We start from the raw sequence: 14,623 nt of genomic DNA, 5'->3' as shown, positions 1-14,623 counted from the left end.
GACCGTCTGATGAATAATAATTAAAATTTATCGGTTCATGATTTTCATTTACTCATGAAATGATGCTGAATTATTCATCAGCTTTAACCCTTTAAAAATAACACGCTATCTGCTGAAAAGAGCTGAATATATTGTGGCGTTCCTGTTTATTTTTGATATTTCATTTTAGACCCACACATAATCACATGCACAATCAATGTGACCATCAAAAAAAGCATGATTTCCTCTAGATTTTAAGGATTCGCAGAGGCAGAGAATGTTTAGATATAAAAAATGCTCAGCCCTCTTAAGAGGGCTGAGCATCATGCTTTAAAATGAGTTGGACGCGCTATTGGCGAATTTGACCATCACCAAACACAATCCATTTTTGTGAAGTCAGGCCCTCTAAGCCGACTGGGCCACGGGCATGGATTTTATCGGTTGAGATGCCAATTTCTGCACCTAAGCCATATTCAAAACCATCGGCAAAACGGGTCGAGGCATTGATCATGACAGAACTCGAATCAACAGCAGCCAAGAACTCGCGAGCTAGAGAGTAGTTTTCTGTAATGATCGAATCAGTATGGTGTGAGCCATATTTGTTGATATGCTCAATCGCTTCTTCCATACCAGACACCACTTTCACTGCTAAAATTGGACCGAGGTATTCCGTGTACCAATCTTCTTCTGTCGCCGTTTTGACTGTCGCACCTAAAATGCGCTGAGTTTCAGCACAGCCGCGCAACTCCACTTGTTTTTCAGTGTAGAGCTCAGCGACACGCGGTAAAAACTCATCTGCAACTTTTTCATCGACCAGCAAAGTTTCCATTGCATTACACACGCCGTAACGGTGAGTTTTTGCATTGAGCGCAATCGGTAGGGCTTTTTGTAGGTCAGCTTGCGCTTCAACATAAACGTGACAGTTCCCATCCAAGTGTTTAATCACAGGGACACGGGCTTCATTGCTGATACGTTCAATCAGGCCTTTGCCTCCACGTGGAACAATCACATCGACAAATTCAGTGAGTGTAATCAGTTGCCCCACGGCTGCGCGGTCTGCGGTGTTAATGACTTGAACCGCATGTTCAGGTAAACCCGCCAGTTTTAAACCGCGTTGAATGGCTTCAGCAATGGCTTTATTTGATTCGAGCGCTTCAGAACCACCACGTAAAATAATGGCATTACCAGACTTCAGTGCTAAAGACGCGGCTTCCAAGGTCACATTTGGGCGAGACTCGTAAATCATGCCAACCACGCCTAAAGGAACGCGCATCTTACCGAGCTGGATTCCTGACGGACGATAGGCCATATCGGTGATTTCACCAACAGGATCTTTGAGGCCAATCACATCTTTTAAGCCTTGCAACATGCCTTTAAAGCGTGCGGGAGACAGTTCTAAGCGATCAAGTAAAGCACTGTCTAAGTTGTTGCTGTGCGCTTTGTTCATATCTGCTTGGTTCGCCGCTAAAATAGTGGGCTCACTGTTGACTAAAGCAGTATAAATAGCTGACAACGCGTTGTTTTTAGTTTCGGTAGAGGCACGCGCCAAAATACGAGAAGCTTGACGTGCTTGCTGTCCTACCGTTTGCATATATTGTTCAATCGACTCTTGCATAGCGGGTTGATCACTTAGAAATTTCACAGAAGATAGTAACAGCCTAACACTCGACCGCATAGTCTCTACATGAAAAATCCAGCGTATAGGCGGGCTTATACATATTTTGAAATTGTTTTTTATCTAAAACATGATGAGCGGTTATACAATCTGTTGCGTGTAAAACAGTGCTCTGTATAGAATGAATTTTAGGACATGAAGTCCTTGCATAATTATTACAAAACTGAACACCCTGTTGCCGTTGACAGGCGTGATCGTGCATTTCTTGCAAAACAAAAAGTACAGGCAAGAGTAGAGGGAAGGAACATGAATTCTATGATTCAAAGGGATGCCGAGCTGAATGACGCGAATTTACGCTTAGGTTTTTTCGATGTTTACCATCGTAACAGCTTTAAAGAACCTGCACGAACCACATGGATTGAGGGCTGGAAAGTCGAATACATGGCGATTGCTCGGCCAGAGTCATTCCATCGCACGCCTATCGTGATTATTGGTGGAGCGTTTCAAAACTTTAATTCCTACAAATACTGTGTTGAGCAACTGCTCGATGCCGGTCCGATTGTCCTGATTGATCTGCCTTCAATGGGCGCCAATCAACAAATTCGTAATATCGATACAGGCTTGTCTGCGGGCACGTTAGAACTGGGTGATCTCGCGAAAATGCTCGGTGTTTGGTTAGACATTGAAGGATTAGACAAAGTTTCAGTGATGGGCATGTCACTGGGCTCAGTGGTGGCATCTTGTCTGGCCGATCAACGGCCAGAGCTGATTGACCGTATGATTTTAATGGGTGTGATGCAAAAGACCCGTAAAAGCTGGCGGATGTTGCTGGAGGAATCGTTACATTTAATGCGTGAACAACGCATGGATGAGTTTGGTCAGGCCGTGATTTTGTATTTGGTCAATCATGCCAAAATGGATAAAACAAAAATGTCACCCACAGCCAAACGTTTGTTCTTTAGACAGATGGCGGAGTTTACCGCAACAGAACAAGAGCGCTATGAAATCAACTGCAATCGTTTGCTTCGCCTCACCGATGTGCCGATTCCACAGTGCAAAGTCTTGGTGGCCTGTGGCCAATATGACAGTTTTACCTTGCCACATGAAAATGCCAACTTTGCGTTGCAATGTCCTGACATGGAATATGCGCAAATTGCCAATGCAGACCATGTGCCACAACTACAACGTCGTAAAGAAACCATGCACCTGTTTGCGACGTTTTTGAAGGATGAATCCATTCAGCACTTAGACGGGATTATCTCCTTTAGTCGAGCACAAATGCTGGATATGGAGCGCCGAGGTGAGGAGCGGGTTCAGGTTCAACAACCTGAAACTTTTTTAAGCTATCGACATTCGGATTTGGTGATTGAGACAGAAGTGGTGGATTTGAACTACTTTGGGGTGCTTTTACGCTTTGAGTCAGACTTGGCTGCTATCGCGGCTGAATATCCGCGTGATTTAGCTTTGCACTTGAGCGATGAAGAAGGCGAGTTTCAGATTGAATGTTTAATTTTTGCGGAAGATGGACCGTATATTCGTGCCTTATTTAAACATGGTAGTTTTGAACTCGCGGAGCGACTGCTTCGCTTTGTGGGGCGTCAGAAACAAGAACAGACGTTGCTTGAAGCCGTGAGTTAATTGAACTTTAAAAATATAAAAACAGCGTGTCATCGCTGTTTTTATATGGGGACTAAGTTTATTGCTCGGGTTGATTGGGCTTTTGCCATTGGCTATGTATCAACCAGACCAAGTCGCCTAAGTGGTCCTGCTGATCTAAGTTTGAAGTATCGGCCTGAGTACTATTGAAGGCTAAAGTGGGTTGGTGAACGGTCACAGTATGAAAGCCCGCTTGTTTGAAAAACTGAGCCGCTTCAGGCGGACTGACAAAGTGAAAGCCAAAGGCGCTACGAGACATCCATTTTAAAAGCTTGCTACTGCTCCAGATAAAATTAGCCAGCTTATTTTTCACAGGTTCAGGGTAGAGGTCAGTCAGATAATATAACTGATCAAACTGCTGTCCGTATTGGACAATGCCTTGTAACAGTTGAGCGAGCATGTCTTTGCTAAAGTAGTTGATCAAACCTTCACTCACCACCACCAAAGGGCGGTTTGGGTCAAACACCTCAAAAGCACGGGCAAAATCTGCACTAAATAAGTCGGCGGAGAGAACTGCTGGGCTGGTCTGATCGATCTGTTTTAAGGCCTGAGTTTTCATTTGTGCCATGTCCGGTAAGTCGAGTTCACGATAGTCAATCTCAGGATACTGTTGGCGAAAGCTCCAGCCGCGTGGGGACAGACCACTGGCAATTTCTAAAACTTGTAAGTTTGGGTACTGTTGGATCAGCGCGCTGAGGTGGTCATCAATCATTTGATGACGCTGTTTTAAGGTCGTGCGCATACTGCCACCGACATATTTCTCAGCCCAGCTTTCGAGTGGATGCACTAGTTTGGCCAGTAACTTCCCTTTGCGGGTGGCAAATACAGGATGTGAGATGCCCATGCTATACCAAATATAGCCTGTATAGTGTGCAGTAAAAGAGATGTGGCGATGAGCTGATAGAGCATCTGTCATGGTATCCGTACCTGATATTTTGTTATTTTAGCATTGTTGTTTGGGCAATGCAGAGCAAGCCTGTTGATTTATTTTGAGTTTATCATAATGAAAAAAGGACATCTTGTGATGTCCCTTTGTCCGAAATATCGTGGTTGAAATGGTCAAAGATGAAGTGCTTAACTTAATCTAAACAGTTCCACTTGGTCGCGTACTTTGGCCCAATCTTCACCTAAATGTAGCGTCGATTGAACGTTGACGTTTGGAATCTGACCACGCATGCGTTCTAAGCGAGCTTGGTTTGGTAGCGCCAGTTGGCTAATCCCCTCCAAAGCCACGCATGCAGCTGCTCGGTCATTACACACCAGCCCCATGTCACAGCCTGCATGGAGTGCGGCTTGAATGCGTGCATCTGCACCGCCTGCAACACATGCAGCTTGCATGCTTAAATCATCTGAGAATAAGACCCCATCAAAGCCCAGTTGTTGACGTAGAACGGTTTGAATCCAATACGGTGAAAAACCTGCTGGGTTTGGATCGACTTGGTTATAAATCACATGTGCAGGCATGAGTGCATCCAACTGTGGCATCAGTTTGATAAAAGTCTGCATATCTTTGGCATAGATTTCATCATATGTGCGTGAGTCGATGGCTGCTGCGACATGTGAGTCTGCTTGGACTGAACCATGACCGGGGAAATGTTTGCCTGTCGATGCCATGCCTGCGGCTTTCATCCCTTTTAGGAATGCACTGGCCAGCGGTACGATGTCTTGAATATTTTTGGCAAAGCCACGGTCACCAATCACATCACTGATGTCATTGAGATCGAGCACAGGGGCAAAGCTAAAGTCGATACCGACGGCAAGCACTTCTGTCGCCATCAACCAGCCAGATTGTTCTGCCAAGCTTAAGGCTTTTTCAGGTTCGCTTAAGAATAGCTCGCCAAACTTACCCATTGCTGGAAGTAGGCTAAAGCCCTGTTTTAAGCGTTGCACACGTCCACCTTCTTGATCGACAGCAATCAAAATATCAGGACGAATTCGGCGCATGTGGTCGGTGAGGGCGCGAACTTGTGCAGGAGACTCAATATTTCGTCCAAATAAAATCATGCCACCGACTTGCGGTGCTTGTAATAGTGCAATATCTTCTTGAGTAAGTTCTGTGCCTGCGATGTCGAGCATCAATGCGCCAATCATATTGGGTGTCCGTATTTGATTTTTTGGTCAGTGACTGTTTTGGCTCTGAAAGGTGAGCGAAACAGGTCGTCGAAAACAATACCCGAATTTTGCAATGATTTGCTACATTTTGTCAGCACAGATTATGATAAAACTACACGACATAAACAGATTAAGTTGTTTAAGATTTTGAATATTCTCAATTCATGTCGAAAAATGACATTGTAATTTTGGTCAAAAACCAAGGAACTAAGAATTATTTATGAAACTTCAAACCATTGCTTGTGCGGTTGCAATTGCAACGGGTGGATTCTTTTTCACTCATGCCATTAATGAAGCTATTGCAGCGACTGAAACTACCGCTGTAACCAAACAAGCTATTGTTCCGTCGCAGGAGCAGGCTTTGGTGTCTCGTCAACTGGCGACCTTGGTTGACCGTCAACATTATCTCAATCAACGTTTAGATGCGAAAACATCGGCGCGTATTCTCGATTTCTATCTGGACAGTTTAGATCCAGATCATTCGTTGTTTCTTGCCTCTGAAGTAGACGGTTATAAGCGTAAATATGGTTCAAACTTAGGTGCGGCTCTAAAAGCAGGTGACTTAAGTGGACCGTATGCGATTCATGCACAGTATAGAGATCGTTTGACCCAGTTTTATACGTATATGCTGGATGAGCTGAAAAAGCCGCAGAATTTAAAACAAGCCAATGTTTATATCGAAACGGATCGTGAAAAGGCACCGTATTTTGCCAATGAAGCGGCGCAGCGTCAGCATTGGAACAAAATGTTGGTTTCGCAGCTGATCAATTTGACCATCAGTAAAGAAGAAGAGTTGGCGAAGCAAAAAGCGCTTAAAGCCAACCCAGAATTGGCCAATGGACAAGATCTCACTAGCTCGGAAGATTTAACCCCAGTACAGACTTTAACTAAGCGTTATACGCGCCAGTTAGAACGTATTTCACGAGTGAAAAGCGATGATGTGTTAGACAAAACACTCAATGCAATGACGCTTACCTATGATCCGCACAGTAACTATTTCCCGCCTGTCGATGCAATGGAATTGAATCGTCAGACGACTTTGCAACTTGAAGGGATTGGGGTGTCGATTCGACCTGAACGGGGCAATGAAGACTACACCAAAATCGAAACCATTGTGGAAGGTGGTCCAGCAAGCAAGTCTGAACAGGTGAAGTCGGGCGACCGCATCATTGGTGTAGCGCAAGATGGTGAAAAAATGGTGGATGTCATCGGTTGGCCGAGCAATGAAATTGTGGGCTTAATCCGTGGTAAACGTGGTACCAAAGTCACCATACGTTTACTCGGCTCGGGTGCGTCGATGAGCCAAGCGCGTAATGTGACCATTACCCGTGACGTCATTCAAGAAGAAGATGCTGGGGTACGTTCACGTACCGTGAATGTAACGCGTGATGGACAACAATACACCTTTGGTGTGATTGAAATTCCGTCTTTTTATTTGAACTATCGTGCACGTCGTGCGGGCACAGAATATCGTTCTGTATCTGAAGATACCAACAATGCGCTGAAAACTTTAGCGGCCAAGAATGTATCAGGGATTATTATCGACTTACGTAATAACCCAGGGGGATCACTTGAAGAAGTGGCGCGTATGCTTGGACAGGTGATTAAGTCAGGTCCTGTGGTGCAAATTCGAGATGGTAACGGCAATGTGAGCGTTTTCGAAGACGATGACAATGGTGCGCAAACCTATGCGGGTCCGCTGGCAGTGATGGTGAATTTAGCATCTGCGTCTGCAAGTGAAATTTATTCTGCTGCGATTCAAGACTATGAACGTGGCATTGTGATTGGTAGCACCACCACAGGTAAAGGAACGGCACAAGTTCAGCTCGATAACTTGGCGCATGGTCAAGCGACACTAACGCAACGTAAGTTTTACCGTGTAACGGGTGGCAGTACGCAAAACAAAGGCGTAATTCCAGACGTGAAATTGGTAGACATTTACAATGAAGAGTTTGGTGAGCGTAAAGCGAAAAATGCGCTTGAGTGGGACACTATTCCAACCGCACCATTTAAACGTGAAGGCAGTATTGCACCGTATGTAAAACGTTTAGGTGAGCTGTCGCAAGCACGTGTTAAAGTCGACCCGCAGTTTAACTATCTTGAACAGCGTAAAGACATCTCGAAAAAGACCGAAGATCAAAAACGTGTGGTTTTAGATATTGATCAACGTAAAGCTGAATTGTTGGCACTGGAAAAACAGACTTTAGACTCGGAAAACAAGCGCCGTCAGATTGCAGGGCAAAAGCCTTATGCAAACTGGGAAAGCTATCAAGCTTCTATGGAAGCTTTGGTTGAAGCACGCGCTAAAATGAAAGCGAATCAGCGTCCTGCATTGCCTGAAGAGGAAGCATTTGTGACTGAATCTGCAAATGTCTTATTAGATTATGCCAAGTTGCAAAAAGGCACTGCAAAATAGTTTAATCTCTGACGCAATGTATTAAAAAGCCAGTTTCGACTGGCTTTTTATTTAAATTGTGATTCAAAACACAAATGCGGGTTTGGCGGGTTACCAAACCGATCTTCAAGGTAAAATAAATCTATAAATTCTAATAAGATTTCTATGTTTTTTTCTTGACCTGAACCTGTTTGTATAAGATTCTTAATCGGGTAGCAATGCTTTTCGCCTTTGATAAAAAGGATATAAATGAAGAAAAAGAGAAATTAATACGGACATTTTATATGATGCATGTGCATTACGATTTTAGTTTGGTATTAGGTTCAATTGTTGTGGCATTGTTGGCGTGTTTTTTTGCAGTGTCGACCGAACGCTTATTATTTCGTACTTGGCGTAAAAAATTTCAAACAGTGCTCATTTTACTCAGTAGTTTTTTCTTAGGCTGTGCCATTTGGGCCATGCATTTTGTGGGTATGTTGGCTTGTGATTTGCCGACGCATAGTTATTTTGACCCTGCACTGACAATTCTTTCTTTTTTTATTGCTTTTATTGCATCTGTTTTTTCAATTTGGTTGACCACGCGTCAGACCTTACCTTTTTTAAGATTGGTTTTGGGGTCGGTATTGATGGGGCTTGGTATTTCGGGCATGCATTATACTGGCATGATGGGGCTGATTATTGAGGGCTATCAGAGTGTTTACGATCCTTTATTAACAGTTTTTTCTATTTTACTTGCCATTAGTGGCTCGGGTTTAACCTTTTGGCTGATCTTTAAATATAAAAGTGCAGTCAGTAAGAAACTGTTGTACCAATGGTATGTTGCAGGGATGATGGCCTTGACCATCGTGAGTATGCATTATACCGGTATGCTAGCAGTCTCGTTCTATCCAACCCATAGTGACAAGCTGGTGATGCCCCTTGAAGCAGGTCAAAGCATTGTTTTATTTGTTGTTATCTTTATTACCTGTTTGATTTTGGTGGCGGCATTTGTTGTTGCGGTGTTGGAGCAGCGTTTAGAAGAGCGCAATATTCAACTTTCTCTGGCCAATAAAGAGTTGGCAAATCAGGCGGTACAGGATAATTTAACCAAGCTGCCCAATCGATTGTATTTGGCGGAATATGCCCATTTTTTGTTTACAGATCAACGCTTCCGCAATGAAGCATTGCCTTTTTATATATCGACTTAGACCGTTTTAAAGCCGTAAATGATGTCTTTGGGCATCATGTTGGGGATCAATTATTGGTTCAACTAACCACTCGGATTCATCGCCACTTAAGTAAAAATGAAAAAATTCTCAGAATTGGTGGGGACGAGTTTCTGATGGTGCTGGAACAGGCGACGCCTGAGCAAGCGTGCCAAATGGCGGAGCACGTGCTGGAGTTGATTCAAGATAGCTTTTTGATTGCGGGTAAAGAAATTAATGTGTCTGCGAGTATTGGTATTGCGATGTATCCTGAACATGGTAGTAATTTGCAGGATTTACTGATTAATGCCGATGCAGCGATGCTGACCTCAAAATATCAGGGAAGAAATACCTATTCTATTTTTAACTACAGTTTTGACCAACAAGAAGCGAAAAGCCAAACTAAGCTAATCAATGACTTATATAAAGCCGTAGAAGAACAACAGTTTGTTTTGTATTACCAGCCTAAATTTACCATCCAAGATCAACGGATTTGTGGAGTCGAGGCGTTGATTCGCTGGAAGCATCCGACTTTAGGCTTGCTGACCCCCAATATGTTTATTAAAGGCGCAGAGAAAACGGGGTTGATCATCCAAATGGGATATTGGGCTCTGGAGCAAGCATGTAAGCAACTACAAATTTGGGAACGAGAGAAAATTGAACTCTATCCAATTGCCGTGAATTTATCGGCGGTGCAGTTTGAGCATAAGCATTTATTTAATAATCTTGAGCATCTTTTTGATAAGTATAAAGTCAACCCAAATCATTTAATTATTGAAATCACTGAAAGTACGGCCATGCACCATATCGAAGGCAGCATTCGTACCTTACAGCGGTTACGTGAAATGGGAATTCGTTTGGCGATTGATGACTTTGGGACAGGACATTCCAGTTTTTTATATTTAAAAAATCTTCCTGTAGATGAGTTGAAGATTGATCGTGGCTTTATTCATGAACTGACCGTTGGCTCAAAAGATGAAATGATCTTAGAAAGTATTGTTCATCTGGCGATTCGCTTGGGTTTGGTCGTGACAGCAGAAGGTGTAGAAAGTCCCCTGCAAATGGAAATCTTGTCGCGTTTAGGCTGTCAGCAATTACAAGGTTATTTGTTGGGCATGCCTATGGATGTTAAGCGCTTAGAAGAGTTTGAGTACACATCGTCAACTTATTTCAATTAAGCCACTCATTGAAACGCTTTGGCGTGAGGCGCTTTCTCGCTTCGCTTGATAAAAGACAATAGAAGCTCAAGCGGTATTCGGATACAATTAGCCCAATTTAGAATTTCTTTTATAGGACTTTATGATCGTATTGATCATAAGGGCTATGATCAATTGCAGATTTAATTTATGTTTAAAAATGAATTAGCCGCGCAAGTTGCGCAGCGTCGCACCTTTGCGATTATTTCCCACCCCGATGCTGGTAAGACCACCATGACAGAAAAATTGCTGTTGTGGGGGCAAGCCATTCAGATTGCAGGTATGGTGAAAAGCCGTAAATCTGACCGTGCTGCCACTTCGGACTGGATGGAAATGGAAAAAGAACGTGGTATTTCGATCACCACCTCTGTGATGCAGTTTCCCTTTAAAGACAAGATGATTAACCTACTGGATACGCCGGGACACGAAGACTTCTCGGAAGATACGTATCGTACCTTAACAGCGGTCGATTCAGCTTTGATGGTAATCGATGGTGCAAAAGGTGTCGAAGATCGTACTGTGAAACTTATGGAAGTGTGTCGTATGCGTGACACACCAATCATTTCATTTGTGAACAAAATGGACCGTGAAATCCGTGAGCCTTTAGAGCTGTTGGATGAAATTGAAAACGTTCTCAAAATCAAATGTGTGCCGATCACTTGGCCGCTTGGTACAGGTCGTGACTTCGCTGGGGTCTTTAACCTGATCGAAGAGAAGTTTTATGTGTATAAAGCAGGTTTTGGTTCAACCATTACCGAAATCGAAGTCCGTGATGGTTATGACTATCCAGACTTACGTGAAAAAGTCGGTGAGTTGGCTTGGGCGGCATTTGAAGAGTCTCTAGAGTTGGTGCAAATGGCCAATGAGCCTTTAGACCACACAGAGTTCCTTGCGGGTCGTCAAACGCCTGTATTGTTTGGTACAGCATTAGGTAACTTTGGTGTAGACCATGTGTTAGATGCATTTAGCAACTATGCGCCTGAACCTAAAGCGCACCCAACAGAAAATCGTTTGGTTGAAGCAACTGAAGAGGGTTTTACTGGCTTTGTCTTTAAAATTCAAGCCAATATGGACCCGAAACACCGTGACCGTATTGCCTTTATGCGTATTTGTTCAGGCAAATATGAAAAAGGTTTGAAAATGAAGCATGTGCGTCTGGATAAAGATGTGCGTATTAGTGATGCTTTGACTTTCTTAGCTGGTGATCGTCAGCACTTAGAAGAAGCATGGCCGGGCGACATTATTGGTTTACATAACCACGGTACGATTCAAATTGGCGATACTTTTACATCAGGTGAAAAATTACAATTTACGGGTATTCCGCACTTCGCCCCTGAAATGTTCCGCCGTGTACGTTTGAAAGATCCATTGAAGTCGAAGCAGTTACAAAAAGGCTTAAAAGAACTTTCAGAAGAAGGTGCAACACAGGTCTTCATGCCGCAAAATAGCAATGACTTGATTGTCGGTGCGGTAGGTGTGCTTCAGTTTGAAGTGGTGGCATACCGTTTGAAAGAAGAATACAAAGTCGACTGCGTCTACGAGCCTGTAAGCATTAACACTGTGCGCTGGGTGTCATGTGATGATGACAAAAAATTCAATGAATTTAAGAAAAAAGCACATGATCAATTATCGGTAGATGGTGGTGGTCACTTGACCTACTTGGCACCGAGTCGTGTGAACTTACAACTGATGCAAGAGCGCTATCCAGACATCGTGTTCCGCAATACCCGCGAACACTAATCGGGATGTTAAAAAATAAAACAGCTTCTTCGTGAAGCTGTTTTATTATGCAAGATACTTTAATTTTAATCATGAATTTCATGGAAGATGCATGCTGCAGAAACAGGCTATTTATACAATATTGGTGAGTTTGACTGTCTTATTGACAGCATGTGACTCCTCTAAACAATCTGAAATAGATGCAGATGCCAAAAGCTCGGTATTAAAAACAGAGCAGGCTGAAGTTTTACCATATTTAAATATTCAGCAACAAACGGCTGATATTGCACAGCCATTTTGTGAAACCAAGAATTGTATTGAATTAGAACTGCAAAGTTTAACAACGGCAGATCCGTGGTTAAACCAATGGATTGCCAAAAGTCAGGCCCGAGTGATTCAAGATCAAATTGGCTTAAAACAAGACATGAGCTTACAGCAAGCTATTAATGCCTATGTGAAAAAGTCGGATACATGGCAAGCCGAATTCAAGGGTAACAAGGCTTATAGCTTGGCGATGTATACGCGTATACCGTATCAGCGCAATCAGTTTGTGCTCATGCAAATTGGGGTTGATACCAATCAAGAGAATGTAAATGTTAAGGAACGTTATTATTTCTTTGTTGCAGATCGTAAAAATCAAAAAGCGGTGGCATTATTAGATTTAATTCACCCGAAACAGCAACTGGCGATGAATGTGTTGGTGCAAAAAGCGTATCAAGACTGGTTGAAGAAACAAGAACCTGAAGTGAGAAAATCTGCACCAGTGAAGTTGTACTGGGGGCAAGCAGATTGGTTTTTTGACCAAGAGGGCATTGGTTTACATTATCGGACTCATGAGATTGTAAAAGATGGGACCCAGCTTGATATTTATTTGACGAAAGCACAAACTCAACAGGTATTAAAAGCCGATGTCTATACCCAGTTGTTTTAGTGCATTGGCCAAAGCAAGAGCTGGCTTCACAAGGTAATAGGTTATTTATGTTAAAAAGCAAAACAATATTTACAATCAGCGTACTTGCAGCTGCAATCAGTTTGACAGCCTGCCAACCAAAAGATAAAGAGCCTCAAACTCCTGCAACGCAAACCACAGCGGCTTCAGAGATAGAAACAGCCTTAAAGCTGGTCGGTGACACCGAAAAATTACAATTCGAATTACCTGAATGTGATGGCAATGCTTGCCCAGAATTAAACATTGATCGTTTGCAAAGTAATCAAGCATTTATTGATGATTTTATTGATCAACAAATTGTCAAAGATCTCTCGCAGATTATTGATATTTCGCCGATGCATAGCAGTTCTGATAGCACGGCATCAAGTGCGGTGGCGGCAAGTTCTGAGCCTGCGGTAGTAGGCCAAGTCCTCACGCCTAAACTGAAACTAGAGAAACAAGTTCAACCTTATTTGGCCGCTTTTCTGGGTTTAGATCAAGAGTTGAAAGCTTTAAGTTCGAACCATCAAATTAGTTTGATGATTAAACCGAAAATTCTAAATGCCAAAGATCCTTTGGCCACGGTGGTGTTGAACACCAGCAGCTACTTAGGCGGTGCACATGGTTCATCGTCACAGCATTATTATAATTTTGACTTGAAGCAGCAAAAGCTGGTGAGTTTGGATGATCTATTGTTGCCGAATCAGAAGGCGGCGTTAAATAGAGTAGCGCATGAAGCCTTTCGTACTTGGGTTGTGGACTCTAAGTTAGCGACCAATGTCGATGAATATGAGCAAGCGTGGAAGTTTAGCTTGAGTAACAATTATTACTTGGGTACTGAAGGTCTGATTTTGCAATATGGCGAGTATGAAATTGGCCCTTATGTGGTGGGTTTACCGCGTTTAACTATTGGCTATGATCAACTCCAGAAAATTTTAAAGCCTGAGTATTTACCCAAAGCCAAACAGAGCGTACAGGCTGCTTCTGAAGCCAAGAGCTAATCAAGCATGAGCTTGCCTCTGTTCGATACCCATACTCATTTTGATGTTGCCGATTTTGATACTGATCGGCAGCATTTGGCTGAGCAAGCAAAACATGTTGGGGTAGAGGCACTGGTCCTTATTGGTTTTCTTGAATCACGATTTGATACGCTGATTCAGACCCATCAGCAATTAAAAAGCTGGAAGAATGTTCCGTGCTCTTATCTTGCCCCTGGTTTACATCCGTTTTATATCGAACAGCATCAGACCGAACACTTACAACGTTTAGAGCAGGTCCTGCAGCAGCAGGACTGCGTAGCTGTGGGTGAAATTGGTTTAGACACCTTTTTAAAAGAGCATAAACAGCCTGCACTTTTCGCCAAGCAGCAATCTTATTTTTCTGAACAACTGGAACTTGCTAAGCAATATCAAAAACCTGTGTTATTGCATATTCGCAAAGCACATGCAGAAAGCATTGCCATTTTAAAAGCCCAAAAATTTAAATTCGGTGGTATCGCTCATGCCTTTAGTGGTGGGGTGGAGGAAGCCAAGGCCTTGGTCAAACTCGGTTTTAAAATTGGGGTGACAGGGCAAATCACCAATCCAAATGCCAAAAAATTGCATCAAGTGGTGCAAGCACTTGGTAGTGAACATTTGGTGATTGAAACGGACTGTCCAGATATGACGCCGTTGTGTTGTCAAACATCGACTGAGCATCGCACCCGCAATACGCCGGTGAATTTACCTTGTGTTTTGGAGAGTCTCGCACAGACACTGGATCAGTCTGAGCGATCACTAGCAACTCAACTCTGGCAGAACTCATTGGCTGCGTTGCATTTAAAATTTTAGAAGAATAAGA

9 protein-coding genes and 1 pseudogene are annotated in these 14,623 nt (G+C 43.1%); 7 read left to right on the top strand and 3 right to left on the bottom strand.

Annotation, left to right across the window (positions count from 1 at the left end; all coding sequences use genetic code 11):
* Window positions 1-328: 328 nt before the first annotated feature.
* Window positions 329-1,594 (bottom strand): glutamate-5-semialdehyde dehydrogenase, encoded by a 1,266-nt coding sequence (locus tag ACFN7Z_RS14925; RefSeq protein WP_004979082.1) that lies wholly within the window; start codon window positions 1,592-1,594, stop codon window positions 329-331.
* Window positions 1,595-1,900: 306 nt separating this feature from the next.
* On the opposite strand from ACFN7Z_RS14925, the gene ACFN7Z_RS14920 reads away from it, so the two are divergent.
* Window positions 1,901-3,232 (top strand): alpha/beta fold hydrolase, encoded by a 1,332-nt coding sequence (locus ACFN7Z_RS14920; RefSeq protein ID WP_010325903.1) that lies wholly within the window; start codon window positions 1,901-1,903, stop codon window positions 3,230-3,232.
* 58 nt (window positions 3,233-3,290) lie between these two features.
* Here ACFN7Z_RS14920 and ACFN7Z_RS14915 read toward each other — a convergent pair whose 3' ends face one another.
* Window positions 3,291-4,166 (bottom strand): class I SAM-dependent methyltransferase, encoded by an 876-nt coding sequence (locus tag ACFN7Z_RS14915; protein ID WP_010325904.1) that lies wholly within the window; start codon window positions 4,164-4,166, stop codon window positions 3,291-3,293.
* A 158-nt stretch (window positions 4,167-4,324) separates the two neighbouring features.
* The gene (gene nagZ, locus ACFN7Z_RS14910) at window positions 4,325-5,341 is read right to left on the bottom strand and encodes a beta-N-acetylhexosaminidase (RefSeq protein ID WP_010325905.1); all 1,017 of its coding nucleotides are present in this window, start codon (window positions 5,339-5,341) and stop codon (window positions 4,325-4,327) included.
* A gap of 241 nt (window positions 5,342-5,582) precedes the next feature.
* Between nagZ and ACFN7Z_RS14905 the strand changes: the two genes are divergently transcribed.
* From ACFN7Z_RS14905 to ACFN7Z_RS14880, 6 genes and pseudogenes are all read left to right on the top strand, one after another.
* Window positions 5,583-7,778 carry a carboxy terminal-processing peptidase gene (locus ACFN7Z_RS14905; RefSeq protein ID WP_159151771.1) on the top strand — a complete coding sequence of 732 codons (2,196 nt, stop codon included), beginning with the start codon at window positions 5,583-5,585 and terminating at the stop codon, window positions 7,776-7,778.
* 263 nt (window positions 7,779-8,041) lie between these two features.
* Window positions 8,042-10,119 (top strand): annotated as a pseudogene (locus ACFN7Z_RS14900) (EAL domain-containing protein).
* A 168-nt stretch (window positions 10,120-10,287) separates the two neighbouring features.
* Window positions 10,288-11,877 carry a peptide chain release factor 3 gene (locus ACFN7Z_RS14895; RefSeq protein WP_010325908.1) on the top strand — a complete coding sequence of 530 codons (1,590 nt, stop codon included), beginning with the start codon at window positions 10,288-10,290 and terminating at the stop codon, window positions 11,875-11,877.
* Window positions 11,878-11,968: 91 nt separating this feature from the next.
* Entirely contained in the window at window positions 11,969-12,787 is an 819-nt protein-coding gene (locus ACFN7Z_RS14890) for a hypothetical protein (RefSeq protein WP_058952348.1), read from the top strand.
* A 47-nt stretch (window positions 12,788-12,834) separates the two neighbouring features.
* A complete protein-coding gene (locus tag ACFN7Z_RS14885; protein ID WP_010325910.1) occupies window positions 12,835-13,785 on the top strand; it encodes an RsiV family protein in 951 nt (316 codons plus the stop codon).
* Window positions 13,786-13,797: 12 nt separating this feature from the next.
* Window positions 13,798-14,613 carry a TatD family hydrolase gene (locus ACFN7Z_RS14880; RefSeq protein ID WP_029574942.1) on the top strand — a complete coding sequence of 272 codons (816 nt, stop codon included), beginning with the start codon at window positions 13,798-13,800 and terminating at the stop codon, window positions 14,611-14,613.
* Window positions 14,614-14,623: the final 10 nt, after the last annotated feature.

Origin of the sequence: Acinetobacter sp. P1332 (assembly GCF_044057475.1) — a bacterium.
GTDB classification, from domain to species: domain Bacteria; phylum Pseudomonadota; class Gammaproteobacteria; order Pseudomonadales; family Moraxellaceae; genus Acinetobacter; species Acinetobacter johnsonii.
Note: the sequence above shows the minus strand (reverse complement) of the source record. Positions and strands in the feature narration are given on the sequence as shown.